At 70.6% G+C, this 24,603-nt stretch carries 18 protein-coding genes; 10 read left to right on the top strand and 8 right to left on the bottom strand.

Features of this window, described 5'->3' with window-relative positions:
- Nucleotides 1–392: 392 nt before the first annotated feature.
- Nucleotides 393–1,058 (top strand): AMP-binding protein, encoded by a 666-nt coding sequence (locus tag C8250_RS19885; RefSeq protein ID WP_232485314.1) that lies wholly within the window; start codon nt 393–395, stop codon nt 1,056–1,058.
- Between the two features lie 76 nt (nt 1,059–1,134).
- Complete coding sequence (locus C8250_RS19880; protein ID WP_138353577.1) at nt 1,135–2,352, top strand: amidohydrolase family protein; 1,218 nt, start codon at nt 1,135–1,137, stop codon at nt 2,350–2,352.
- 63 nt (nt 2,353–2,415) lie between these two features.
- Here the strand turns inward: C8250_RS19880 and C8250_RS19875 are convergent, their stop codons facing one another.
- Nucleotides 2,416–3,846 (bottom strand): FG-GAP and VCBS repeat-containing protein, encoded by a 1,431-nt coding sequence (locus tag C8250_RS19875; RefSeq protein WP_187144910.1) that lies wholly within the window; start codon nt 3,844–3,846, stop codon nt 2,416–2,418.
- Nucleotides 3,847–4,145: 299 nt separating this feature from the next.
- Here C8250_RS19875 and C8250_RS19870 point away from each other — a divergent pair, with 299 nt between their 5' ends.
- The 4 genes from C8250_RS19870 to C8250_RS19855 all read left to right on the top strand — a co-directional run bounded on the left by C8250_RS19870 (nt 4,146) and on the right by C8250_RS19855 (nt 9,035).
- A complete protein-coding gene (locus tag C8250_RS19870) occupies nt 4,146–5,054 on the top strand; it encodes a TIGR03619 family F420-dependent LLM class oxidoreductase (protein WP_232485324.1) in 909 nt (302 codons plus the stop codon).
- 82 nt (nt 5,055–5,136) lie between these two features.
- Nucleotides 5,137–5,919: a glucose 1-dehydrogenase gene (locus tag C8250_RS19865; protein WP_138353580.1), complete on the top strand. Its 783-nt coding sequence runs from the start codon at nt 5,137–5,139 to the stop codon at nt 5,917–5,919.
- A 104-nt stretch (nt 5,920–6,023) separates the two neighbouring features.
- Nucleotides 6,024–7,151 carry an LLM class flavin-dependent oxidoreductase gene (locus tag C8250_RS19860; protein ID WP_138353581.1) on the top strand — a complete coding sequence of 376 codons (1,128 nt, stop codon included), beginning with the start codon at nt 6,024–6,026 and terminating at the stop codon, nt 7,149–7,151.
- A 144-nt stretch (nt 7,152–7,295) separates the two neighbouring features.
- On the top strand, nt 7,296–9,035 hold the full coding sequence (locus C8250_RS19855; protein ID WP_138353582.1) for a D-aminoacylase: 1,740 nt from the start codon (nt 7,296–7,298) through the stop codon (nt 9,033–9,035).
- A 439-nt stretch (nt 9,036–9,474) separates the two neighbouring features.
- Here the strand turns inward: C8250_RS19855 and C8250_RS19850 are convergent, their stop codons facing one another.
- Nucleotides 9,475–11,034, bottom strand: a complete 1,560-nt coding sequence (locus tag C8250_RS19850) for a CehA/McbA family metallohydrolase (protein WP_138353583.1) — start codon at nt 11,032–11,034, stop codon at nt 9,475–9,477.
- A 164-nt stretch (nt 11,035–11,198) separates the two neighbouring features.
- Here C8250_RS19850 and C8250_RS19845 point away from each other — a divergent pair, with 164 nt between their 5' ends.
- From C8250_RS19845 to C8250_RS19835, 3 genes are all read left to right on the top strand, one after another.
- Nucleotides 11,199–12,023, top strand: a complete 825-nt coding sequence (locus C8250_RS19845) for a TIGR03619 family F420-dependent LLM class oxidoreductase (RefSeq protein WP_138353584.1) — start codon at nt 11,199–11,201, stop codon at nt 12,021–12,023.
- Nucleotides 12,024–12,135: 112 nt separating this feature from the next.
- Entirely contained in the window at nt 12,136–14,730 is a 2,595-nt protein-coding gene (locus C8250_RS19840) for a bifunctional FO biosynthesis protein CofGH (protein WP_138353585.1), read from the top strand.
- Between the two features lie 210 nt (nt 14,731–14,940).
- Entirely contained in the window at nt 14,941–16,044 is a 1,104-nt protein-coding gene (locus tag C8250_RS19835; protein ID WP_138353586.1) for an ADP-ribosylglycohydrolase family protein, read from the top strand.
- A gap of 47 nt (nt 16,045–16,091) precedes the next feature.
- On the opposite strand, the gene C8250_RS19830 is transcribed toward C8250_RS19835, so the two are convergent.
- The 3 genes from C8250_RS19830 to C8250_RS19820 form a co-directional block, all read right to left on the bottom strand.
- Nucleotides 16,092–17,672: a sodium:solute symporter family protein gene (locus tag C8250_RS19830; protein WP_138353587.1), complete on the bottom strand. Its 1,581-nt coding sequence runs from the start codon at nt 17,670–17,672 to the stop codon at nt 16,092–16,094.
- A gap of 387 nt (nt 17,673–18,059) precedes the next feature.
- Nucleotides 18,060–18,842, bottom strand: coding sequence for an SDR family oxidoreductase (locus C8250_RS19825; protein WP_138353588.1), 783 nt, complete (start codon nt 18,840–18,842; stop codon nt 18,060–18,062).
- A 266-nt stretch (nt 18,843–19,108) separates the two neighbouring features.
- Complete coding sequence (locus C8250_RS19820; protein WP_138353589.1) at nt 19,109–20,350, bottom strand: PLP-dependent aminotransferase family protein; 1,242 nt, start codon at nt 20,348–20,350, stop codon at nt 19,109–19,111.
- A 173-nt stretch (nt 20,351–20,523) separates the two neighbouring features.
- On the opposite strand from C8250_RS19820, the gene C8250_RS19815 reads away from it, so the two are divergent.
- A complete protein-coding gene (locus C8250_RS19815) occupies nt 20,524–21,363 on the top strand; it encodes a hypothetical protein (protein ID WP_138353590.1) in 840 nt (279 codons plus the stop codon).
- A 112-nt stretch (nt 21,364–21,475) separates the two neighbouring features.
- On the opposite strand, the gene C8250_RS19810 is transcribed toward C8250_RS19815, so the two are convergent.
- The 3 genes from C8250_RS19810 to C8250_RS19800 form a co-directional block, all read right to left on the bottom strand.
- Complete coding sequence (locus C8250_RS19810) at nt 21,476–21,685, bottom strand: DUF397 domain-containing protein (RefSeq protein ID WP_138353591.1); 210 nt, start codon at nt 21,683–21,685, stop codon at nt 21,476–21,478.
- Nucleotides 21,686–21,893: 208 nt separating this feature from the next.
- Nucleotides 21,894–22,751, bottom strand: coding sequence for a helix-turn-helix transcriptional regulator (locus C8250_RS19805; RefSeq protein WP_138353592.1), 858 nt, complete (start codon nt 22,749–22,751; stop codon nt 21,894–21,896).
- Nucleotides 22,752–23,142: 391 nt separating this feature from the next.
- Complete coding sequence (locus C8250_RS19800; RefSeq protein ID WP_138353593.1) at nt 23,143–23,856, bottom strand: GPP34 family phosphoprotein; 714 nt, start codon at nt 23,854–23,856, stop codon at nt 23,143–23,145.
- Between the last annotated feature and the right edge of the window lie 747 nt (nt 23,857–24,603).

Raw genomic sequence — 24,603 nt, 5'->3', positions numbered from 1 at the left:
TCGCTCAGCCCCCCGTCCCGTGCCAGTTTGCCGTGTCGGAGGGCCGGGGTCACCCCGTGCTGGGGCCCGACCCGGCGTTACGGGGAAAGTTGTGCTGAATTTGAGGTTCCGTCTGTGTCTGCCCGCGGATTGTGCTGTGTGAATTTCGGTGGTGCCGGTGTGTTTCCTGGTGCGAGGGAGGTGAGAGGTCAGTCATGTGTTCACAATGCGTACCGGTGGCGGTGACAAGAGGTGGGTCCGGATCCGGTTCCGGGACCGGATCCGGTTCGGGAAGCGGTTCAGGACCGGGTTCAGGGTCAGGGTCGGGTTCCGGCCATGGTCCGGGGTCCGGATCTCGCCCCCGGAGCGGAGCCAGGGGCCTGGCGGCCGTCGACCGGCTGCCCGGACCGTGGTTGCGGCGACGGGCGGCGTGGGCACCGCAGTCGGTGCCGGTGCTGCCGTTCCCCGACGGCGCCACGGCGGGCACCGCCGGGTGCAGCTACCGGGAGTTGGACCGCCGGGCGCGGGCGGTGGCCGCGCGGCTGGGGCAGTTGCTGCCGCCCGGCAGCCGGGTGCTGCTCGCCTACCCCGAAGGGGCCGATCTCGCGGGGGCGTTCTTCGGCTGCCTCTACGCGGGGATGACGGCGGTACCGCTCGTGCTGCCCGCGCCGGGCGTGACATCGGCGGTGGCCCGCTGCGTCGAGCGCTGCGCGCCGGCCGCGGTACTGACGGGTGGCGACGGCTGGACCGCGCTGGCGGTGGACCGGTCCCGTACGCAGGTGGTGGAGGCGGACGGCACCCTCGTCGGCGGTGAGCCGGTGTGGAGCCTGGCCGAGAGCTGGCGCCCGGTGGGCGTCCTGCGCACCGCGCCGGGCTACCAGCGCTACCTGGACGACGGGCCGGCGGGCGGCCGGCTGGAGCCGGCGATGGGGCACGGGGACCTGGCGGACGTGGTGGCGGAACTGGCGCAGGCGGTGCGGCTGGGGACGGAGGAGGAGAACGTGGGGTGGATCGCGGCGGTGCACGGGGTGGAGGACGCGGTGTGGCGGATTCTGCTTCCTACGCATGTGGCGTTGTAGCGCGCGGGGGTGGGCCGTGAACAGAAGGCCGTTCACTTAGCTGACGGATCGTCAGATCGGCGCTACCGTGGTCGTCATGGAGACCTTCCCGAAGATCATCTCGGTGGACGACCACACGGTTGAGCCCCCCAACGTCTGGCGGGACCGGCTCCCGTCCAAGTACCACGACATCGGCCCGCGCGTCGTCCGCGCCCCCCTGAAGGAAATGACCTTCATGGGGGGCAAGTTCGCCCCCGTCATGGGGCAGCCGGGCGATGACGGGCCGATCGGCGACTGGTGGATCTACGAGGATCTGCACCGGCCGCTGACCCGCCTCGACACCGCCGTCGGTTACTCCCGCGACGAGATCAAGCTCGAGGTGATCACCTACGAGCAGATGCGTCCGGGGTCCTTCAGCGTGCCCGAGCGGCTGGTCGACATGGACGTCAACCACGTCCAGTCCGCGCTCTGCTTCCCGACCTTCCCGCGGTTCTGCGGCCAGACGTTCACCGAGGCCAAGGACCGGGAGCTCGGGCTGCTCGGGGTGCGGGCGTACAACGACTGGATGGTGGAGGAGTGGTGCGGCCCTGAGGCGCACGGGCGCCTCATACCGCTCACCCTCGTCCCGCTCTGGGACGCGGAGCTGGCGGCGGCCGAGGTGCGCAGGAATGCGGCGCGCGGTGTGCGGGCCGTCTGTTTCTCGGAGATCCCGCCGCACCTGGGGCTGCCCTCCATCCACACCGACGCGTGGGATCCGTTCCTGCGGGCCTGCGACGAGACCGGCACCGTCATCGCGATGCACATCGGCTCGTCCAGCAAAATGCCCTCCACCTCGGCGGACGCGCCGCCCGCGGTGGGTTCGACGATCACCTTCGCCAACTGCTGCTTCTCGATGGTCGACTGGCTGATGTCGGGCAAGTTCGAGCGGTTCCCGAACCTCAGGATCATGTACGCGGAGGGCCAGATCGGCTGGATCCCGTACATCCTGGAGCGCGCGAACGTGGTCTGGGAGGAGAACCGGGCCTGGGGCGGCGTGGCCGACAAGGTGTTCCGGCCGCCGTCCGAGCTGTTCGCCGAGCACGTCTACGGGTGCTTCTTCGACGACGCCTTCGGTCTGAAGAACCTCGACGCCATCGGCGTGCCCAACGTGCTGTACGAGACGGACTACCCGCACTCCGACTCCACGTGGCCCAAGTCGAAGGAGGTCGGCGAGGCGCAGATGGGGCATCTGGCCCCGGACGTCGTCGACCGCATCGTCCGCGGCAACGCGATCGACCTCCTCGGCCTCACCCCGGACGGCCTCTGGGCGGGCTGATCCGTCTCTCGCGGTGCCGTGCTCCCCGGGGGGCGGGGAGCACAGCACCGCGAGAGCGGGGGGTCAGCCGATGAGGTCCCCGCCGTAGGCCCGCTTGTCCTTCAGGCCGAAGTCGGCGGGCCCGAAGCGCACGGTGCCGGTGGCGCGCAGGCCCTCGGCGGTGCCGGGGAGGATCCAGGCGGATCCCATGTTCCTGTCGTCCTCCGGGCCGCAGACGGTGAGGTCGGCCTTGCCGTCGTTGTTGAGGTCGCTGAGGGTCAGCCGCTCCCCGAAACGGTCCCGCTCGACACTGTCGCCGGGGATGCCGGGGGTCTCCTGGGTGAAGTACTGGCCGCCGGCCGTGGTGAGGCCCTTCGCCGAGCCGCGCAGGAGTATGACCCTCCCGGCGTTGATGGTCGTCCCGAAGGGCTCCGCCCCGTCGCCGATGGCGAGGTCGGCGAAGCCGTCGCCGTTGACGTCGCCGAGGGCGACGCTGTCGGCGAACGGGCCGCGGGGAGGGGGGCCGGGGAGGCCGGGGGTGTCCTTGCTGATGACCTGGTCGGGGCGGCCGTCGCCGGGGCCGTCCTTGCTGCCGTAGGTGACGGTGACGAAGCCGGCGCGGCTCTCCTGTCCGTCGAACTGGTGGCTGGAGGAGTCGCCGATGGCGAGGTCGCCGTAGCCGTCAAGGTCGATGTCCCCGATCGCGGTGACATGCCCCGCGGCGACGTCCTTGCCCTCCACGTCGGCCAGGCCCTGCCGGGAACCCTGGAAGAAGGTGTTCCCCGGGGGCTTGTCGTTGTCGGTGTACCAACGGGTTCCGACGATCAGGTCGCTGATGTGGTCGCCGGTGAGGTCGCCCGCCGTGAGGTGCGTCTCCAGCGGGCCCAGCCCGCCGGCGTTCGCGAATACGGACGAGAATGCGAGGTCGTAGGTGCCGGAGCGGGGCCCCTTGCGGGTGAAGCCGCCCGCGAGGACCGAGATACGGGGGTTCTTCTTGGTGCCGATGAAGGCGGCGAGTTCGGCCTTCCCGTCGCCGTTGAAGTCGCCGACCGCCAGGGCGCCGGCTCCGCCCGAGGAGTCGGACGGCTGGCCGGGCAGGTCGAACGCCGTGCCGCCGGACAGGCCGTCGGCGCCGCCCCACACGACGACATCGCTGAAGACCAGGTCGGTGTAACCGTCGTTGTCGAGGTCGCCGTAGGTCATGACGCCGTCGAGATGTCCGTCGGGAATGCCGTCGGTGTCCTGGTCGATGACGGTTCTGCGGGCGGCGTCCAGCCCGTCCTTTCCGCCGTAGGTCACCACGATCGCGCCGGGTTTCGTCTCCAGTTCGACGCGGAGACCGTTCACACGGACGGCCAGGTCGTTGTACCCGTCGCCGTTGAAGTCGGCACGCGGGCCCCCGGCCGCCTTGGCGGCTGGAGGGGTGTGCACGGGGGTGGGCGCGTCGGTGCCGGAGCAGCCCGCGATGCCGGCCAGCAGCACGGCTGCGGCGATGGGTGATATCCGGTGCCGCATGTGGTGCTCCTGTTGTCTGGTGTGAGTACTGGTCCTTCTGGTCATGGTGTTACGTGTCCGACTGCCGAAAGGTGCGGACGGTTGTACGACGCGGGCGCCGGGCGCCCGTACGACGCGGGCGGCGGCCTGTCGTACGACGTGGGCAACGGGTCGTTGTGTGACACCGGCGACGGCAGGCCGGCCCAGAAAACCCCGCGTACCCCTTTACTGACACACCGTCAGATACGACGATGGGCCGCGAAGCCCGGGCCGCAGGCCCGCCCCGTCGACCAAGGGAGAGCCGCGCCGTGCGTTACGGGATGCAACTGCCCGTCCAGTCGCTGAGCACGATGTACGCCGAGCCGTGGGAACGACAGGCCGGCCCCGCCGACCTCGTCGAGATCGCCCGGGCCGCCGACCGGTCCGGGTTCGACTACATCGCCTCGTGCGACCACGTCGCGATCCCGCGACGCCTGGCCGACGCGATGAGCACCACCTGGTACGACCCGGTGGCGACCCTCGCCTACCTCGCCGCCGTCACGACGAACGTCCGGCTGCTCAGCCATGTCGCCGTCGTCGGCCTGCGCCACCCCCTGGTCACCGCCAAGGCGTACGCGACGCTCGACCACCTCTCCGGAGGCCGGCTGATCCTCGGGGTCGGGGCGGGTCATGTGGCGGAGGAGTTCGACGCGGTCGGCGCCGACTTCGCGCGGCGCGGCCCCGTGCTGGACGAGACGATCGACGCGCTGCGGGCGGCGTTCGCCGAGGAGTTCCCCGAGCACCACGGGGAGTTCTTCGACTTCAGCGGCCTCGGGCAGCGCCCCCGCCCCGCCCGGCCGGGCGGGCCGCCGATCTGGGTCGGCGGGTCGTCGCCCGCCGCCGTGCGCCGGGCCGCCGTCCGGGGCGACGGGTGGCTGCCGCAGGGCGACCCGCGCGACAAGTTGCCCCAGCAGATCGCCCGGATCCGGGAACTGCGCGAGCAGGCGGGCGTCACCACGCCGATCGAGATCGGCACCATCGCCGAGCCGCTGTACGTCGGGGCGCCGGCATGGGAGGTCGGGCGGCGCACGCTGCACGGCAAGCCGGACGCGCTCGCGGCGAGCCTGCGGGAGTACCGGGCGATGGGGGTCGGGCAGATCCAGGTCCGGTTCCGCAGCCGTAGCAGGGCCGAGCTGATCGAGCAGATGGAGGCGTTCGCCTCCGATGTCGCGCCGCACCTCGACGAGTAGGTCGCGCCGCACCTCGACGAGTAGGTCGCGCCGCACCTCGACGAGTAGGTCGCTCCGCACCTCAACGAGTAAGGGGACACACATGGGCAAGCTGGACGGGCGCGTGGTGCTGATCACCGGCGCGTCGCGCGGGCAGGGCGAGCAGGAGGCGCGGCTGTTCGCCGCCGAGGGGGCGAACGTCGTCCTCGCGGATGTGCTCGACGAGCAGGGCGAGGCGCTGGCCAAGGAGATAGGGGACAGCGCCCGCTACGTCCATCTGGACGTGAGCCGCGAGGAGGACTGGGCGGCGGCCGTCGCCGCGACGACGGAGGCCTTCGGCCGGCTCGACGGCCTGGTCAACAACGCGGGCATCCTGCGCTTCAACGAGCTGGCGAGCACCCCGCTGGAGGAGTACCAGCTGGTGGTGCAGGTCAACCAGGTCGGCGCGTTCCTCGGGATGCGGGCGGCGATCCCCGCCATCGAGGCGGCCGGCGGCGGCACGATCGTCAACACCGCCTCGTACACCGCGCTGACCGGTATGGCGCTGCTGACGTCGTACGCCGCCACGAAGGCCGCGATCGTCGGGATGACGCGGGTGGCCGCGATGGAGGGCGCGCCCAAGGGGATCCGGGTGAACGCGATGTGCCCCGGCGCCATCGACACCCCCATGTCCAACCCCTCCCAGCTCGATCCGGAGGCGGACCCGGCGGAGTCCACGGCCGCGCTGGACGAGTTCTACAAGAAGCTCGTACCGCTGGGCCGGATCGGTCAGCCGGCCGAGGTGGCGAAGCTCGCACTGTTCCTGACCAGCGATGACTCGTCGTACATCACGGGGCAGCCGTTCGTGATCGACGGTGGCTGGCTCGCCGGGGTCTCGGTCTTCTAGTCGCTAAATCTGACACATCATCAGCTATTGACGCTCCGCCGAGGCGGTGCCAGAGTCGTTCGTATCTGACGGAGTGTCAGAAAACTTTAGGACGGTGAACCTCCTTGGAATTCGGGCTCTTTGTACAGGGATATGTGCCTGTCGCGCGCTCCGCGGTCGACCCCCAGGCGGAGCACAAGGTGCTGCTGGAGGAGACCGAGTACGTCATCCAGGCGGACAAGTCCGGCTTCAAGTACGCCTGGGCCTCCGAGCACCACTTCCTGGAGGAGTACTCGCACCTGTCGGCGAACGAGGTCTTCCTCGGCTACCTCGCCCACGCCACCGAGCGCATCCACCTCGGATCCGGCATCTTCAACCCGCTCGCCCCCGTCAACCACCCGGTGAAGGTCGCCGAGAAGGTCGCGATGCTCGACCACCTCTCCGAGGGCCGGTTCGAGTTCGGCTCGGGACGCGGCGCGGGCAGCCACGAGATCCTGGGGTTCATGCCGGGCATCACCGACATGAACCACACCAAGGAGATCTGGGAAGAGACCATCGCCGAGTTCCCCAAGATGTGGCTCCAGGACGAGTACGTCGGGTTCCAGGGGAAGCACTGGTCACTGCCGCCGCGCAAGATCTTCCCCAAGCCGTACGGGAAGTCGCACCCGGCCATGTGGTACGCCGCCGGATCGCCCTCCTCGTACGCGATGGCCGCCAAGAAGGGCCTCGGCGTACTCGGCTTCAGCGTCCAGAAGGTCTCCGACATGGAGTGGGTGCTGGAGCAGTACAAGAACGGCATCCAGGAGGCCGAGCCGATCGGCGACTTCGTCAACGACAACGTCATGGTGACGTCCACCGCCATCTGCGCGGAGACGCACGCCAAGGCCGTCGAGATCGCCGCCAAGGGCGGCCTCAACCGGCTGCAGTCGCTGGTCTTCCGCTACCACGACACCTTCCCCCGGCCCGAGGGCATCCCCGAGTGGCCGGAACTGCTCCCCGAGTACAGCGAGGAGATCATCGAACTCCTCATCGCCGAGGAGCTGATGATCTGCGGCGACCCGGACGAGGTCACCGCGCAGTGCAAGCGCTGGGAGCAGGCCGGCGCCGACCAGCTCTCCTTCGGGCTGCCGATCGGGATCTCGTACGAGGACACGATGAACACGATCAAGCTCATCGGTGAGCACGTCATCCCGAAGATCGACACGGACCCGGTGCACCGCACCACCCGGTTCCGCCAGGCGGCGGGCCAGTAGAAGCGGGGGCGGCGTCTTCCCGGACCGCCGCCCCGCGCCTCCGGCCGGGACAGGGCGTCATACGGCAGCGGTCTGCCGACCTGTCCGGACCGGAGGCGCAACCACGCCCGCACGACTTCACAACCCGGAGAGGTGAGATCGACCATGCTTGACCACCTGATCAAGGGCGCCACCGTGGTGGACGGCACGGGAGCCCCCGCGTACACCGCCGATGTCGGTCTGCGCGGCGGCAAGATCGCCACCATCGCCGAACCCGGCACCGTCACGGAGCCCGCCAGGACCGAAGAGGACGCCACCGGCCTCGTCCTGACCCCCGGCTTCGTCGACCCCCACACCCACTACGACGCCCAGCTGTTCTGGGACCCCTTCGCCACCCCGTCCATGAACCACGGCGTCACCACCATCGCGGGCGGCAACTGCGGCTTCACCCTGGCCCCGCTCAACCCCGCCCGCCCCGAGGACGCCGACTACACGCGCCGCATGATGTCCAAGGTCGAGGGCATGTCCCTCAAGGCCCTGGAGGAGGGCGTCGACTGGACCTGGTCCTCCTTCGGCGAGTACCTCGACGCCCTCGAAGGCCGGATCGCCGTCAACGCCGGCTTCATGGTCGGCCACTGCGCGCTCCGCCGGCACGTCATGGGCCCGGACGCCGTCGGCGGACAGCCGACCGGGAAGCAGCTGGAGCAGATGCTCCAGCTCTTCCACGAATCCATGGCCGCCGGCGGCTGGGGACTGTCCACCACCCAGTCCTCCACCCACTCCGACGGCGACGGCCGACCCGTCGCCTCCCGGCACGCCGGCCGCGACGAACTCATCGCCCTGTCCCGCGCCGTCGGCGAACACGAGGGCACCCAGATCGAGGCGATCGTCGCCGGCTGCCTCGACCAGTTCGCGGACGAGGAGATCGACCTCTTCGTCGACATGAGCGCCGCCGCCGGACGCCCCCTCAACTGGAACGTCCTCACCATCGACGCCGCCGTCCCGGCCCGCGTCCCCCGCCAGCTCGCCGCCTCAGAACGCGCCCGCAAGGCCGGCGGCCGCATCGTCGCCCTCACCATGCCGATCCTCACGCCCATGAACATGTCCCTCGGCACGTTCTGCGCCCTCAACCTCATCCCCGGCTGGGGCGAGATCCTCAACCTCCCCATCCCCGAACGCATCGCGAAACTCCGCGACCCCGCCGTCCGCGCCGAAATGCTCCGCAGCGCCAACAGCCCCGAAGCCGGCGTCTTCCGCCGCCTCGCCAACTTCGGCCGCTACGTCATCGGCGACACCTACTCCGAGGCCAACACCGGCGTCAGCGGCCGCGTCGTCAAGGACATCGCCGCCGAACGCGGCCAGGAGGCGTTCGAGACCATCGTCGAGATCTGCGCCAACGACGACATGCGGACCGTCCTGTGGCCGATGCCCACCGACAACGACCCGGACAGCTGGGCGCTCCGCGCCCGCACCTGGGAACACGAGGACGTCATGCTCGGCGGCTCCGACGCGGGCGCCCACCTCGACCGCATGTGCGGCGCCCCCTACACCACCCGCTTCCTCGGCGACTGCCTCCGGGGCCGCCGCCTGGTCCCCCTGGAACAGGCCGTCCGCATGCTCACCGACGACCCCGCCCAGCTCTTCGGCCTCCGCGGCCGAGGCCGGGTGACCGAGGGCTACTACGCCGACCTCGTCCTCTTCGACCCCACCCGCATCGACGCCGGCATCGCCACCCTCGTCCACGACCTCCCGGGCAATAGCCCCCGACTCGACTCGCGCGCGATCGGCATCGTCTCCGTACGGGTCAACGGCGTCGAGACGATCAGAGACGACGAAATCACCGGCGCCGTCCCCGGAACGGTGTTGCGGTCGGGCCGCGACACGGCATCCGTCCACACGGTGTAACGGGCACTGACGGGGTGCGGTACGTCGGCGCCCGCCCCACCGTTGCGCCTGCGGCGGGTTCCCCACCCACCCGCCCTTTGCCGGTACGGATGCATGTGCGTCGGCACCTGGCCCGCCGTTGCGCCTGCGGCGGGCTTTCCCCACCCACCCGCCCGATACCGGCATAGATGCACGAGCGTCGGCACCCGCCCGCAGACTCGACGCGGGCGCAAGGGATCCGGAGGCGGTGGCGCACCCGCCCCCGCACCCGCGGACGTGAAGGGGCGGGGGACGGACCCGATGCACGTGTATCGGCACCCACATCAGTGCGCCGGTTGTGACGTGAGGGGGACGGGGCCGCAGGGGGAGGGGTCCGAAATGCTGCCGTGTATTTGTGGGCCGCCAGGCCCGTAAATATACGATTTCGGACCCCTCCCCCGGAGGGCCCGGCCCCCGACCCCTACCGAACGTCCAGCCACATCGGATTCGTCAGCGCAGCAACCGCCCCCGGAAGCCCACTCACCCCACCGTCAGTAACCGGATGCCGCACCTCCGCCCGGACGTACGCCGCCAGCGACGCCGTCGTCCGCCACTCAACGGAACCCGCCCCGGAGGGAGCAAGCTGCGTGGCGAACATCTGGCCCTCGTCCGTCATCAACCGCACCTGCGCCCCGAACACCCCGCCCCCAACCGGCACCCCCGGCACCCCCGACACCTCCAGCCGCACCGTCACGACGTCCTCCGCCCCCACCACCAGCCGCTCCCCGATCCCCGCATGCTCCCCATGCGGCCCGGTGGCCGTGAAAGCGAGCTGGACGTCGGACGACTCCGCGAGCCAGCTGCGCCCCGCGCGGATTCCCGCGAGCAGAGCCGCACGGTCAAGGCCGTCCGCGAGGACGACCGTCTGGGGGAGGCCCACGACCTGCGGCTCGCGGTGGGCGTCCGAGTTGCCCATGGCGGGGATCCAGTGACCGTCGCCGCGGGTGGACGCCGTGAGGAGGTTGTCCCAGGTGTTGAGGGAGAGCTCGTCGTCGGGGCCCCAGGGGCCGTTCCAGACCTCGATGGCGTCCGCCTGGTCGTAGCCGAACTTCCACTGGCTGGCGGGGAAGATCCCGTACGGATGGGCCGGCACCACCAGGCCGCCCGCCCCGCGGATCTTGCGCGCGAACCGCGCGTACGCGTCGTCGCGGGCGCGGTAGCGCCAGTCGAACCAGACGCCGGGGTCCGTGCCGATGGCCAGGTAGTGGCCGTTGCGGGTGGTGATCTCCTCGCCGGTGAGGACGAGCAGGTCGTCGCCGGCGAGCGGCCCGTAGACGGAGTGCGCGGACGTGGTGTTGTGCTCGCTGGTGTTGATGAAGTCGAGTCCGGCGGCGCGCGCGGCGGCGGTGACCTCGGCCGGGGTGCGCTGCCCGTCGGAGTGGACGGTGTGCAGATGGCAGTCGCCGCGGTACCAGGCGCGGCCGCGCCCCTTGGCGTGCTGCGGCGGGTAGGTGGGCGCCGGGGTGGTGCCCCGCGGGCCGTAGCGCAGGGTGATGGTGACGGAGTAGTCCAGCCCCTGTGGGGCGACGGTGTACGGCCCGAGGACGACGTTCCAGGTGCCGGGAGAGACCGGTCCCGCGAGATACCCCGGCGTGGCCTGCTCGGCGCTGATCGTGAATGCGGTGCGGGCGCCGCCGGACCAGCCGCGGAAGCCCTTGCCGCCGAGCGCGGTGCCGTGCTGGTCGAAGATGCCGATGTCGCAGGCGTTGCCGACGGTTCCGACGGGCACGGCCGGCCGGTCGTAGGTGTACGAGACGGCGATCTCACGGACGCCGTGCGGCACGTTCACGGGCAGGTAGACGAAGTCCGCCACACCCGTGGGCAGATGCCCGGTGACGGTACGGGTCTCCTCGGCCGCGGGGGCGCTGTCCTGCGCACCCGCGCCCGCGGGCTCGGCTCCAGCGAAGCTCACAGGAGCCAGCGTAAACACTCCGGTGGCTCCCGCGAGCGCTGTGAACTTGAGAACTTCGCGTCGTTCCATCCGTCGTGCCTCCTGGGCGAGAGGGGTGGGAGGTTCCGCAGCGAACTGTTCTACTCCGGAGCGTCGGAGGCCGGAACGGCGAGCGGCCGGCGGATGACCGGATCGCATGCAAACGCACACGTAGCTGAACGAAGTTCGACTCCACCCTCAACCGGAGGTTGCCCGTGCGGATCAACACCACGATCTTCCTGACCGACGAGACCATCGGCCCCGTGCGCCTCGCCGAGGAACTGGAGCAGCGCGGGTTCGCCGGGCTGTTCCTGCCGGAGCACACGCACATTCCGGTGGCCAGGACCACGCCGGCGCAGATGGGGGAGCCGCTGCCGCGCGAGTACGGGCGGACGCTCGACCCGTTCACCGCGCTCGCGGCCGCCGCGGCGGTCACCCGGCGGATCGCGCTGGGGACCGCCATCACGCTGGTCGCGCAGCACGATCCGATCGTGCTGGCGAAGCAGATCGCGACGCTCGACCACCTCTCGGGCGGGCGGTTCACGCTCGGGGTGGGTTTCGGCTGGAACGTGGAGGAGGCGGCGGACCACGGAGTGGAGTGGGCGCGCCGGCGCGATCTCGTACGGGACCGGATGCGGGTGATGCGGGCGCTGTGGGCGCCCGAGCCGACGGCGTACGCGGGGGAGTTCGCGTCGGTGGCGGCGAGCCAGGCCCATCCGAAGCCGGTGGGTCCGCTGCGGACGCTGGTCGGCGGGGCCGCCGGGCCGAAACTGTTCGGACACATCGCGGACTACGCGGACGGCTGGATGCCGATCGGGGGCGGCGGCCTCGCCGACGCGCTGCCGCGGCTGCGGGAAGTATGGGACGGGGCGGGCCGCGGACCGGGCGGGCCGCAGATCGTTCCGTCGGCGGTGCGCCCGACCGAGGGAAAGCTCGCGCACTTCGGTGAGCTGGGCATCGAGGAGTGCGTGGTCCAGCTGCCACCGGCCGGCGAGGACGAGGTGCTGCGCGTGCTGGACGACTACGCGCGGTTCCTGTGACCCGCGCCGTACGACCACGCGCGGTCCCTGCGACCCACACCGCCCCCCGGGTGGCCAACGCCATAGCAAATGCCATGACCCCGCGTGCCGGGCAGCGACCTATGCTCGGGAGATGACCATGAGCCTGTCCCGCCCCGAGGAGCCGACCCCCACTACCAACGGCATGCGGCGCGCGCTGAAGCGTGCCCGCGACGGAGTCGCGCTGGACACCGCCGAGGCGGCGGTGCTGCTGCAGGCACGTGGTGACGACCTGGTGGACCTGTCCGCGACCGCGGCCCGGGTGCGTGACGCGGGCCTGGAGACGGCCGGCCGTCCCGGGGTGATCACGTACTCGCGGAAGGTCTTCATCCCGCTGACCCGGCTGTGCCGTGACAAGTGCCATTACTGCACCTTCGTGACGGTGCCCGGCAAGCTGCGCCGCGAGGGGCACGGGATGTACCTGTCTCCCGACGAGGTCCTCGACATCGCGCGCAAGGGCGCGGAAATGGGCTGCAAGGAGGCCCTGTTCACGCTCGGGGACCGTCCGGAGGAGCGCTGGCCCGAGGCGCGGGAGTGGCTGGACGCGCACGGGTACGACGACACGCTCGCGTATGTGCGCGCGATGGCGATCCGGGTGCTGGAGGAGACTGGACTGCTGCCGCACCTGAACCCCGGCGTTCTGTCGTGGCAGGACCTGCAGCGTCTCAAGCCGGTCGCGCCGTCGATGGGCATGATGCTGGAGACGACGGCGACCCGGCTCTGGTCCGAGCCCGGCGGCCCGCACTACGGCTCGCCCGACAAGGACCCGGCCGTACGGCTGCGGGTCCTCGAGGACGCCGGCCGCTCCAACGTCCCGTTCACCACCGGCATTCTGATCGGGATCGGGGAGACATACGCGGAGCGCGCCGAATCACTGTTCGCGATACGGAAGATCGCCCGCCAGTACCACGGCATCCAGGAAGTGATCATCCAGAACTTCCGCGCCAAGCCGGACACGGCGATGCGCGGCATGCCGGACGCGGAGCTGGAGGAGCTGGCGGCGGCGATCGCGGTCGCCCGGCTGCTCCTCGGCCCGGCGGCCCGCGTCCAGGCGCCGCCGAACCTGGTGGACGGGGAGTACGCGCGATTCATCGACGCGGGGATCGACGACTGGGGCGGGGTGTCCCCGCTGACCCCCGACCACGTCAACCCCGAGCGCCCGTGGCCGAACATCGACGAGCTGGCCGAGAGGACCGCCGCCGCCGGGTTCACGCTGCGCGAGCGGCTCACGATCTACCCCGAGTTCATCCAGCGCGGCGAGCCGTGGCTCGACCCGCGGCTGCTGCCGCACGTCCGGGCCCTCGCGGACCCCGAAACGGCGCTGGCGGACGAGGACGCGAAGCCCGTCGGGCTGCTCTGGCAGGAGCCGGACGAGGCGTTCACGGCCACCGGCCGCACCGACCTGCACGCGACGATCGACACCACCGGGCGCACCGGCGACCGCAGGGACGACTTCGACGACGTGTACGGCGACTGGGAGTCGCTGCGCGAGCAGGCGGCGCCCGGCATGGTGCCGGACCGCGTCGACGGGGACGTACGGTCCGCGCTCGCGACGGCCGCGGACGATCCGACGAAGCTCACCGACGAGCAGGCGCTCGCGCTGCTGCACGCGGACGGCCCGGCGCTGGACGCGCTGTGCCGGATCGCGGACGACGTGCGGCGCGACACGGTCGGCGACGAGGTCACGTACATCGTCACCAGGAACATCAACTTCACCAACGTCTGCTACACCGGCTGCCGGTTCTGCGCCTTCGCGCAGCGCCGCACCGACGCGGACGCGTACACGCTGTCCCTGTCGCAGGTCGCCGACCGCGCCGAGCAGGCGTGGGAGGTCGGCGCGACCGAGGTGTGCATGCAGGGCGGTATCCACCCGGACCTGCCGGGCACCGCGTACTTCGACATCGCGCGGGCGGTGAAGGAGCGCGTGCCGGGCATGCACGTGCACGCCTTCTCGCCGATGGAGGTCGCCAACGGGGCGACGCGTACGGGCATGTCGATCCGCGACTGGCTGGCGGCGGCCCAGGAGGCCGGGCTCGACTCGATCCCCGGCACGGCCGCCGAGATCCTGGACGACGAGGTGCGCTGGGTCCTCACCAAGGGCAAGCTGCCGACGGCGACGTGGGTGGAGGTCGTGAAGGCCGCGCACTCGCTGGGCCTGCGCTCGTCCTCCACGATGATGTACGGGCATGTGGACCAGCCGCACCACTGGCTGGGCCATCTGCGGCTGCTCGCCGAGATCCAGCAGGAGACCGGCGGCTTCACGGAGTTCGTGACGCTGCCCTTCATCCACACCAACGCGCCCGTCTACCTGGCCGGTATCGCCCGCCCCGGCCCGACGCTGCGGGACAACCGGGCGGTCACGGCGATGGCCCGGCTGCTGCTGCACACCCATATCCCCAACATCCAGACGAGTTGGGTCAAGCTGGGCGCGGAGGGCGCGGCGGAGATGCTGCGCTCCGGGGCGAACGACCTGGGCGGCACGTTGATGGAGGAGACCATCTCCCGGATGGCCGGCTCCAGTTACGGCTCCTACCGGTCGATCCAGGACCTGGTCGCCATCGCGGAATCGGCCGGCCGGCCGGCCCGTCAGCGCACCACCCTGTACGGCGAGGTCTCCGCGGAGCGCCAGGCGGCGGGCCTCGCCTCCGACGGCCATCTGCCGGAGTTGCTGCCGGTGCTCGACGCGTAGGGGACGGCGGTGGAGGGGACGGCGGTGGAGGGGACGGACGGCATCCGTGATGGGGGCGGACGGCGTACGGACAGGGGGCGTGCGACGGGCCGTGGGGGCGTGCGACGAGCCCTGGCCGGTGCACCCCCTGTGCCGTCGGGGACACGGGACGTGAGCGGCAATGTCGACTATCGTGCTGCGACTGACAGCTGCTGACCGAAGGGGCTCGCTTTGACGGCGGTTTGGGGACGGGCGCAGCAGCAGGATTTCCGCAGCCGCGTACGCGGCTGCCTGCTCGGCGGGGCGATCGGCGACGCGCTGGGCGCGGGCATCGAGTTCGACTCGCTGAAGGCGATCCGGGCGGAGCACGGCCCGGACGGCGTCACGGACTTCGTGCCGGCGTTCGGCCGCCGGGGCACGGTCACCGACGACACCCAGATGACCCTTTTCACCACGGAAGGCTTGATACGGGCCCAGGTGCGGCGCGACAGCGGCGCCTGGCATCCGCCCACCGACGTGCACCGCGCCTATCTGCGCTGGGCGGCCACCCAGAGCGACTGGGGGCCCGACGAGCGCCGCAAGGACACCGGCTGGCTGGCGCGCGAGGAGTGGCTGTACGCGCGCCGCGCGCCCGGCCGGGCGTGCCTGAACGGGCTCGGAGACGACCGGATGGGCACCGTCGAGCATCCGAAGAACCCCGACTCCAAGGGCTGTGGCACGGTGATGCGCTCGGCGCCGTTCGGGCTGCTGGTCGGCTGGGAGCCGGGGCTGGTGTTCCAGCTCGCGGTCGAGTGCGCGGCGCAGACCCACGGCCACCCCACCGGGCAGCTGGCCGCGGGTGCGTTCGCCGTCATCGTGCACGGGCTGGCGCGCGGCGACGCGCTCGACGGCGCCGTGCAGCACGCGCTGGCGCTGCTCGGCTCGCGCCCCGACCACCAGGAGACCACGGACGCCCTGCAGCGGGCGCTGGGCGCCGTCCGGCAGGGGATGCCGTCACCGGAGCGCGTGGAGTCGCTGGGGGAGGGCTGGACGGCGGAGGAGGCGCTGGCGATCGGCGTGTACTGCGCGCTCGTCGCCGAGGACGTCCGGCACGGCCTGCTGCTGGCGGTGAACCACGGCGGGGACAGCGACTCGACCGGTTCGGTCTGCGGCAACCTGCTGGGCGCGCAGCACGGCGAGACGGCGCTGCCGCCGTCGTGGATAGCGGAGCTGGAGGGGCGCGGCACGATCCTGCAGCTCGCCGACGACTTCGCGATGGAGATGACACAGGCCCCGGCGCTGCACGGCCCGGCCGGGTCGTCACCGTCCTGGCTGGAGCGCTACCCGAACGCGTAAGGACCGGTCCCCTGGAGGACCGGCCCTTACGTTTCGTAGCCGCCGCCTCAGTCGTTGGCGGGGACCGCCGCCGTGTCCTGCGGCTTGGCCGGCTCCGGGACGGCCGCGGCCGCGGCGGAACCGCTGTCGCCGCCACCGTCCGTGTTGATCTTCTCCAGCAGCGCGTCCCGCTCCGGGGTGTCCTCCGGCTTGATGAAGCCGATGACGATGTACAGGACGAGCGAGACGGCGAGCGGTACCGAGATCTGGTACTCCAGGTTCACCCCGCCGTCGATCGCGTCATTGACCGGGTAGTTGAGCAGGTAGAACGCCAGGAGACCCATCGCCCAGCTGGTGAGCGCGGCGGTCGGCCCGGACTTACGGAACGGTCGCAGCAGGCCGAGCATGAAGGGGATGGCGATCGGCCCCATCAGTCCCGCCACCCACTTGATGACGATGGTGATGATGTCCTTGAAGGTGGGCGAGTTGACCTGGGTGGCGATCGCCATGGACAGGCCGAGGAAGGCGAGCGTGGTGAGCCGCGCGGCGATCAGTCCGGCGCGCTGGGTCCAGGCCCGTGCCGTCTTGGAGAACGCCGGGGCGATGTCGCGCGTGACGACGGCCGCGATGGCGTTGGCGTCGGAGGAGCACATGGCCATGGTGTGCGAGAAGAAGCCGACGACGACCAGTCCCAGCAGTCCGTGCGGCAGCAGTTGCTCGACCATCAGGCCGTACGAGTCCGACCCGTCGGGCTTCTTGGCGGTCACCAGCAGCGGGGAGACCCACATCGGGAAGAAGAGCACCAGCGGCCAGATGAACCACAGGGCGGCGGAGAGCCGGGCCGAGCGGACGGCCTCCTTGGCGTTGGCGGTGGCCATGTAGCGCTGGGCCTGGTTCCACATGCCGCCGTTGTACTCGAAGGTCTTGATGAACAGATACGCCAGCAGGAAGATCAGCGTGTACGGCCCCGCGGTGCCGCTGGTGTGCCCCTGCAGCTTCGGGTCGTCCCAGACGTTCCAGATCCCGCTGATGCCGCCGATCTTGCTGAGGGCGGCCACCAGCATGGCGAGACCGGCCAGCAGCTGGATGACGAACTGCCCCAGTTCGGTGAGCGCGTCGGCCCACAGACCGCCGACGGTGCAGTAGACGGCGGTGATCGCGCCGGTGATGACGATGCCCTGGGTGATCGTGACGCCGGTGAACACCGACAGCAGGGTCGCGATGGCCGCCCACTTGGCGCCCACGTCGACGATCTTCAGCAGCACACCGGACCAGGCGAGCGCCTGCTGGGTGGTGAGGTTGTACCGGTTCTTGAGGTATTCGAGCGGCGAGGCGACATGCAGCCGGGAGCGCAGCCGGCTGATCCGGGGCGCGAACAGGTTGGCGCCGATGGCGATCCCGATCGCGATCGGGAAGGACCAGGTGACGTAGGACGTCACCCCGTACTTGTAGGCGATGCCCGCGTATCCGGTGAACATCACCGCGCTGTAACCGGACATGTGGTGCGAGATGCCCGCCAGCCACCAGGGCATCTTGCCGCCGGCGGTGAAGTAGTCGCCGACATCGTCGATGCGCTTGTGCGACCAGACTCCGATCGCGATCATCACGCCGAAGTAGGCGATGAGTACGGCCCAGTCGAGATTGTTCATGTCCCCTCCAGGGGGTCCGCCTTGTGAACGTGAAACGCACTTCGCTGTGACGTTCGCTGCGGCGGGTGCCCCCGTGCGGGAGTGGGGACTTCCGGGATTGAACCCCCTGTCAGGGCGGTCGGTCAAGGGTCTCCGCGTTCAAGAGTCTGAACAGAAATCAGAAAGCCGAACGATTTTACTCGTTCTTGACCTTCCTTGGCATTGTCGTGACCGTGACCGCGAACACACGATGAGCGGGCACTTCGCTGGACGTCCTGCGGGGCATGACGAAGTACCGCGCGGGAACGGGATCCCGCGCGGTAGAGAGAGGAGGGGGCCGGTCGCGCCGATTGCCGCTGCGTGTCCGCCGCGTCCTGGAGGGACGCCGGGCCGCGTTGCCGCCGAGTGCTACCGCATCAGCTCGCCGGCGTTCACCAGCAGCGACTGCCCGGTGATCGCACGAGCCCGGTCGGAGGCCAGGAAGACCGCGGCCTCCGCCACGTCCCCGTCCGTCGCCAGCTCCGGGAGCGCCATCCGCTCGGTGAGCCGGCCCAGCACCTCGTCCTCGGACACGCCTTCGGTGTGTGCCGAGAACTGGACGAACGCCTGCACCGGCGGGCCCCACATCCAGCCGGGCAGCACCGTGTTCACCCGGATCCGGTACGGGCCCAGCTCGCGCGCCACCGAGTACATGGCCGACGTCAGAGCGCCCTTGGACGCCGCGTACGCCGCCTGCCGCACCTGCGAGGGCGCCGCCACCGCGGACTGCGTCCCGATGATCACCACCGAACCGCCGTGCGCCTTCAGTGCCGGCAGGCACGCCTTGGTGAGCCGCAGGGTGCCGAGCAGATTGACGTCCAGGACCCGCTGCCACGAGGCGAAGTCCGCGTCCTCCAGACCGCCGAAGTAGCCGTCCATGGCGGCGACATGCACAACCGCGTCGATCCCGCCGAACCGCTCGACCGCCAGCGCCGCGAGCGCCTCGCACTGGTCGCCTTCGGCGATGTCGGTGGAGAGCCACGCCACCTTCGACCCTTCGGGGTCGATCTCCTCCGCCACTTTCGCGAGCTGCGCCTCGGTCCGCGCCCCGAGCACCACGTTCGCGCCGTCGCGCGCGGCGGTGACGGCCACGCGCTGCCCGAGCCCGGCGCCGACCCCGGATACGACCACGGTCTTTCCTGACAGCAACATGCGTGCCTCCGGCGCGGTTCCAGTTCTGACCCGAGCAGTTCTGACGGATCGTCAGGTTAGGGCCATGTCGACCAGAACGCCACCCTCGCGCCGGGCGGGTGCCGGTGCCGGGGTCCTCCGGGGCGGGGCTTCGACATCGACTGTTTACTGTCCCCCAACCTTCGGCCGGGGGCGCCCCCAGCGGCCCACAAATAGCTCGGCAGCATTTCGAGTAACCCCTCCCCTCAACCTCCGGCCGGGGGCGCCCCCAGCCGGCCCCGGTCACCTCACGTTCGGACGGGTCGGCGCACCGTAGGTGCCGACGTTTCGGTCAGGGAATTGGCGAGGCGCCGCAGGCCCTCCGTGATCTCGGTGGGGGTGTGCGTCGTGAAGGACATGCGCAGGGTGGCCGGGTCGCCGGGGCCGGCGTAGAAGGGGGCACCGGGGACGTACGCGACATCGTGCGCGACGGCGACCGGCAGCAGGGCGGTGGCGTCGAAGCCGTCCGGCAGCCGGACCCACAGGAACATCCCGCCGTCGGGCCGGTTCCAGGCGCTGCCCGCCGGGAGCGCGGCCGGCAGGCCGGCCAGCAGGGCGTCGCGCCGCAGGCGGTACGCGCCGCGCACGCGGTGGAGATGGGCGTCGAGGTCGCGGTCGGCGAGATAGCGCGCCGCCGCGGCCTGGTCGACGGTGGACGAGTGCAGGTCCGCGGCCTGCTTGGCGATGACGCAGGCACGCCGCAGCGCCTCCGGCGCCCGCAGCCAGCCGAGCCGCATGCCCGGCGCCATGATCTTGGAGAACGAGCCCAGCAGGACGGTGCGGTCGGCGGCCGCCTCCAGGGAGGCGATCCACGGCACGGGCTCCCCGTCGAACCGCAGCTCGCCGTACGGGTCGTCCTCGACGATCCACAGCCCGTGCCGTGCGGCGACCTCGGCGACCGCCTGCCGGCGGGCGAGCGGGAGCGTACGCCCGGTGGGGTTCTGGAAGTTCGGGATCAGGTAGAGCAGTTTCGGCCGCTCGCGGACGACGAGTTCCTCCAGTGCGGCGGGATCGATCCCGTCCTCGTCGGACGGCACCGGCAGCACCCGCGCCCCCGTGAAGCCGAAGCACTGCAGCGCGGCCAGATAGGTGGGGTCCTCGACGAGGACGGTGTCGCCCGGCTCCAGCAGCGCGGTGGCGAGGAGCGCCAGGCCCTGCTGGGAGCCGGCGGTGACGAGCAGGTCGTCCGCGTCGGTCGGGAGCCCGCGCGCCCCGAGCCGGGCGGCGACGGCGCCGCGCAGCGCCGGGTCGCCCTCGGTGGTGGAGTACTGGAGCACGCGCTGGGGCGCCTCGGCGAGCACTTGGTCGTAGGCGGCGCGGATCCCCTCGGCGTCGAAGAGCTCGGGGGCCGGCAGTCCGCCCGCGAAGGAGATCACTTCGGGGCGCGCGGTGAGCGCGAGGATCTCGCGTACCGGCGACGCGCCGACCGAAGCGGCGCGGGCGGCCAGGGCGGGGACGTCGGCTCGGTTCGCTCGATGCATTCGCGTCATGCGCGCAGCCTACGAATAATCGGTGGCGTGTCCACCTATTTGACCAACATACGAAACAGGAGCACGGTTCGCGACGGCGTGCCGCTCGGCAGGCAAGCCCGCGCGGCCGGATCCGTCGCGCGGTCGCGACCGACCCCTCCCCATCTGACGTATCGTCAGCTACACCTGTAGGCATGACAGATGAGACGCGCAGCGAGGTGTACGCGGAGCTGGCCTCCGTCGGGCCGTACGGGGTGCGGGTCGGGCACGCCCTGATCACCATGGTGGAACCCCTGCCGGGCCATGAGTACGCCTACAACAGGTGGTACGAGGACGATCACTTCATCGCGGGCGCGATGGCCATGCCCTGGATGTACGCCGGGCGCCGCTGGGTCGCCACCCGCGATCTGCAGCTGCTCCGCTACCCGGAGAAGTCCGCCGTCGCCCAGCCCGTCACCGCGGGCTGCTACATCTCCACCTACTGGGTCACCGCCGGCCGCTACGACGACCACATGAAGTGGACCGTCGGCATCAACAAGCGCCTCAACCGGGACGGCCGGGTCTACCAGGACCGCACCCATGTCTTCACGGCCTTCCAGGACCACTCCGCCACCGTCTACCGCGACGGCGCCGCCGGCCCCCGGGACTTCCACGCGCTCGACCACCCTTACGCCGGGCTGGTCGTGGAGGTCATCGACGCCGAATCGGCCGAGCAGCGCGAGGAACTGCTGGAGTGGCTGCGCTCCCGGCACCTGCCCAAGCGCCTCGCGGGCTCACCGGCCGCGATGGTGACGATCTTCAAGCCGACGCCGCTGCCCGGCGACAGGATGACGTACGTGAAGCAGGTCGAGGGGGTCGACACCCGTCTGACGCTGCTCTGGTTCCTGCAACAGGATCCCCGCGAGGCGTGGGACGCCCATTTCACCGGCCTGGACGACGAGGTCGCCGCCTCCGGCCTGGGCCGCGTCGAGCTGGTAGCGCCCTTCGTCCCCACCGTCCCCGGCACGGACACCTACGTGGACCGGCTCCGCTAGCGGAGCCGGGTGCGGGCCTCTCACGGCCCGCAGTGGGCCCTCTCGGCCAGGACGGCGGGCCGGACGAGAGGGCTCTTCGGCACTGCTGATCGGTTCTGCTGCTCCCACCGGGTCAGTCGAGGTCGTACGAACCCCGGCCGACGTCGGTGACGAAGGCTGCCCAGGACTCCGGCGAGAAGTCGAGGGTCGGACCGTAGGGATCCTTGGAGTCACGGACGGCGACAGCGCTGAGGGTGGGTGAGGCCACCTCCACGCATGCGCCGTTCCCCTGAGAACGCGAGGACTTGGTCCACGCCTTGGTGTTGCCCAGCTGAATTGCCATGATCGCTCCGAGCTTTTCTGGTTGTGCAGCTCTGACGCGACTGAAGCTACTCGCCAACATCACCCACCGCAGGGTCTATTCACTCGACCGGATGGCATATTCCATGTGACTCTTCCGTATTGAGCCGACGGGGGTGTACTCTCCCGCCTTTCCCAGTCCAGGGTGGGTCGGAGAGCTGTGTTGACGGTTCGCCGACCCTCAACTCGCCTCAGCGCGCGTATTCCTTCGCGGCGTCCGCGATGAACTGACGGCTCGCTTCGGCACTCAGTGCCTGTGCACGGAGATGCTCGTACATCACGCTGTATCCGTGGACATCGACCGGCTTCTCCAGATACAGGTCGGAGGTCACGCCTTCGATGTACACCACACTGGAATCGGTCGCGTCCGGGAATTCGAGAATCGCGAAGTTTCCCGACATGCCGGGGTGTGCGCCGGCTTCGTACGGGAGTACCTGAACGGTGACGTGCGCCTGTGAGCCCATCTGCACGAGGTACTCGAGCTGTTCGCGCATGACGTCCTTGCTGCCGACCACCCGGCGCAGCGCGGATTCGTCCATGACGACCCAGAACCGCAGCGGAGAGGCCGGGTCGGTGATCCGCTCCTGGCGCCGCAGCCGGATGTCGATGCGCTTGTCGACCTGCTCGGGGGTGGCCTCGGGCAGCGTGCCCTCGATGACCGCCTCGGCGTAGTTGCGGGTCTGCAGAAGGCCCGGAACTACGAGCGAGTCGTACACCCGGAGTGATTCCGCTTCGGTCTCCAGGCCGATGTAGACGCTGTACGGCACATCGCCGAACGCGTGCCACCAGCCCTGCTGACGGGATTCCTTCGCCATGTGCATGAGGGAATCGACGATTCTCTGGTCCTCGACGCCGTACACGCCGCACAGGTCGCGGACATCGCGCTGGCTGATGCTGCGGCGGCCGTTCTCCAGCCTGCTGATCTTGGACTGCGAGACCAGCAGCCGGGCCGCCACCTCCTCCGCGGTCATCCCCTTGGTCTCGCGGAGTTTGCGCAACTCCGATCCAAGTCGGCGTCGCCTGACGGTGGGATTAACGTTGGCCGCCACGGGTGGTGCACCTCCGGCTCCGGACTACTTCTCGTACTTCTTCTCTGCCGCACTTGTGACGCTTTTCCTACCGCGTGCGTACTGCTGGTCAGCAGCCTGCCACTACCGGTCATCACCGCGCTGGCGATTGGTCGTACGAACTGCGCAAACGCAACGCGCGGGGTGGGGGACCGGCGTTGACCGGTGCCCCACCCCGCGCGTCGTAGCGGCTCCCTGGATTTCCCCGGGCCCGAGGGCCGGGGGAGGGTCGCTGAGGACGGCGGGCCTTCGGTGTCCGGTCCCTGCCGCCGGACACCGTGCCCTTGCCTGCCGTCCCTGCTGTCTGCGTGCTGCTCATCTGCCGGGTACCGCGAACTGCGAACTTCGCCCCGCGCACTGCTCCGGGGCGCCGCTATCGCGCTCCGGCCCGGGCCATGCTGTTGTGCCCGGCCGACCCCACCGCCGCGGGCCGTCCCTGCACGGGAGCCCGCTTCGGCTGTGCCGCGGCGCCGTTCTGCACGTCCATGACGGCGTGCGCGACGAGACCGCCCATCGGGTCGTATCTGATCAGGTCCCGCAGGCGCGATCGCGATGACCGGCCCTCGTTCCCCGGATACAGGTGCTTGCCGAGGCCCACCGCGTGGGCGAGGGCAGCGAGAGCCGCGGTCCGCGGGTCCGGCGGGACGCCGGTGCGGATCGCGTTGTCGAGCCGGGCTCTGATGTCCCGGCTGACCTCGCTGTCGCTCGCCTGGTAGCGAGTCGTCGGCAGCACCCCGCACATCTGTCCCGCTACGGCATGCACCATGCCGCACCGCTCCAGATGCGCGAGATACGTCTGGCGCAGCCCCAGGCGGGGCCCGCCGATCCAGTGGACAGCGCGAACCGGACTGCCACGACGGCGCAGCAGCTCGAGCGCGGAGTCCAGTGTCGGATCTCCTGTCGGCCGTGGGTGTACCACGGCGATACGATCCCCATCAGGGGCTATCCGTCCAGCCAGGGCCAGCTCGACGAGCTGTGCCCCGGCGAGGCCGAGGTCGAGCGACTGCGGCTGCGCTGTGGTCCCGGTCGTCGGGTCCAGAGCGAGCAGCAACAGCTCTTCCGGAATCGTTCTGCGGCTCTTGCCCATCCATGCCTCCCCGCGTGGATGAATGACAGGGTGACGCCTCTCACATTCATCTGTCGAGAGCGCCTGGAGTGTTCGGGATGGAACCGACTGGTATGTCGTTCTCGTCTAGGGGGTGAGCGGTGGTGTCGCAGACGGGCCGCGAATGGTTCCGGCGGGTCTGTTAGGGGCTTCCAGGCCGGGAACTGGAAACTGGTGGAGTGAGATGGGGCGTCGTGCGTCGTGCACGGGACCGCCCCTCGCGATGTGTGGAGGAGGTCTGCGTGGCGGGCGAGTCCCCCGGCAGGGAGCAGCAGCAGGAGTCGTCGGGGGTGGCGGCCGACAAGAAGGCGCTTGATCCGAGGCTGACGGTGTTCCGTGGGCCGAATGTGGTGCCTGAAGCCGTGCGCGAGGAGCACGGCGGCCTGTCCGACGACCCGGGCTCCGGCACGGACCCCCGTCCTGAAGATCACCCGGTGTCCTCCGGAACCCCCGGCGGGGCCGGTGGCGAGGACGCGGACAGCGGCCGCGGGAGCCTGCCGCGCCAGTCGGGCGCGTCTGCATCCGGCACTGGTCCGGATACGCCGGACGACGTACCCGGTCCGGACGACGCCATCGCGGAACCTACGGTCCCCGAGGACGCGCACGACGGGACGGATGACGCAGCGCCTGCCGATGCGCCCGTCTCTCCGGCCGTGGACGCTCCCGAGAATTCGCTTGCGGAACCGGAGCCGGCGGCCGACGAGCCCGAGGACGCAAGGCCGGTGGGTG

Source organism: Streptomyces sp. So13.3, from assembly GCF_005860785.2.
GTDB lineage: Bacteria > Actinomycetota > Actinomycetes > Streptomycetales > Streptomycetaceae > Actinacidiphila > Actinacidiphila fildesensis.
The sequence above is the reverse complement of the archived record's forward strand: the minus strand, read 5'-3'. Positions and strand labels throughout refer to the sequence as shown.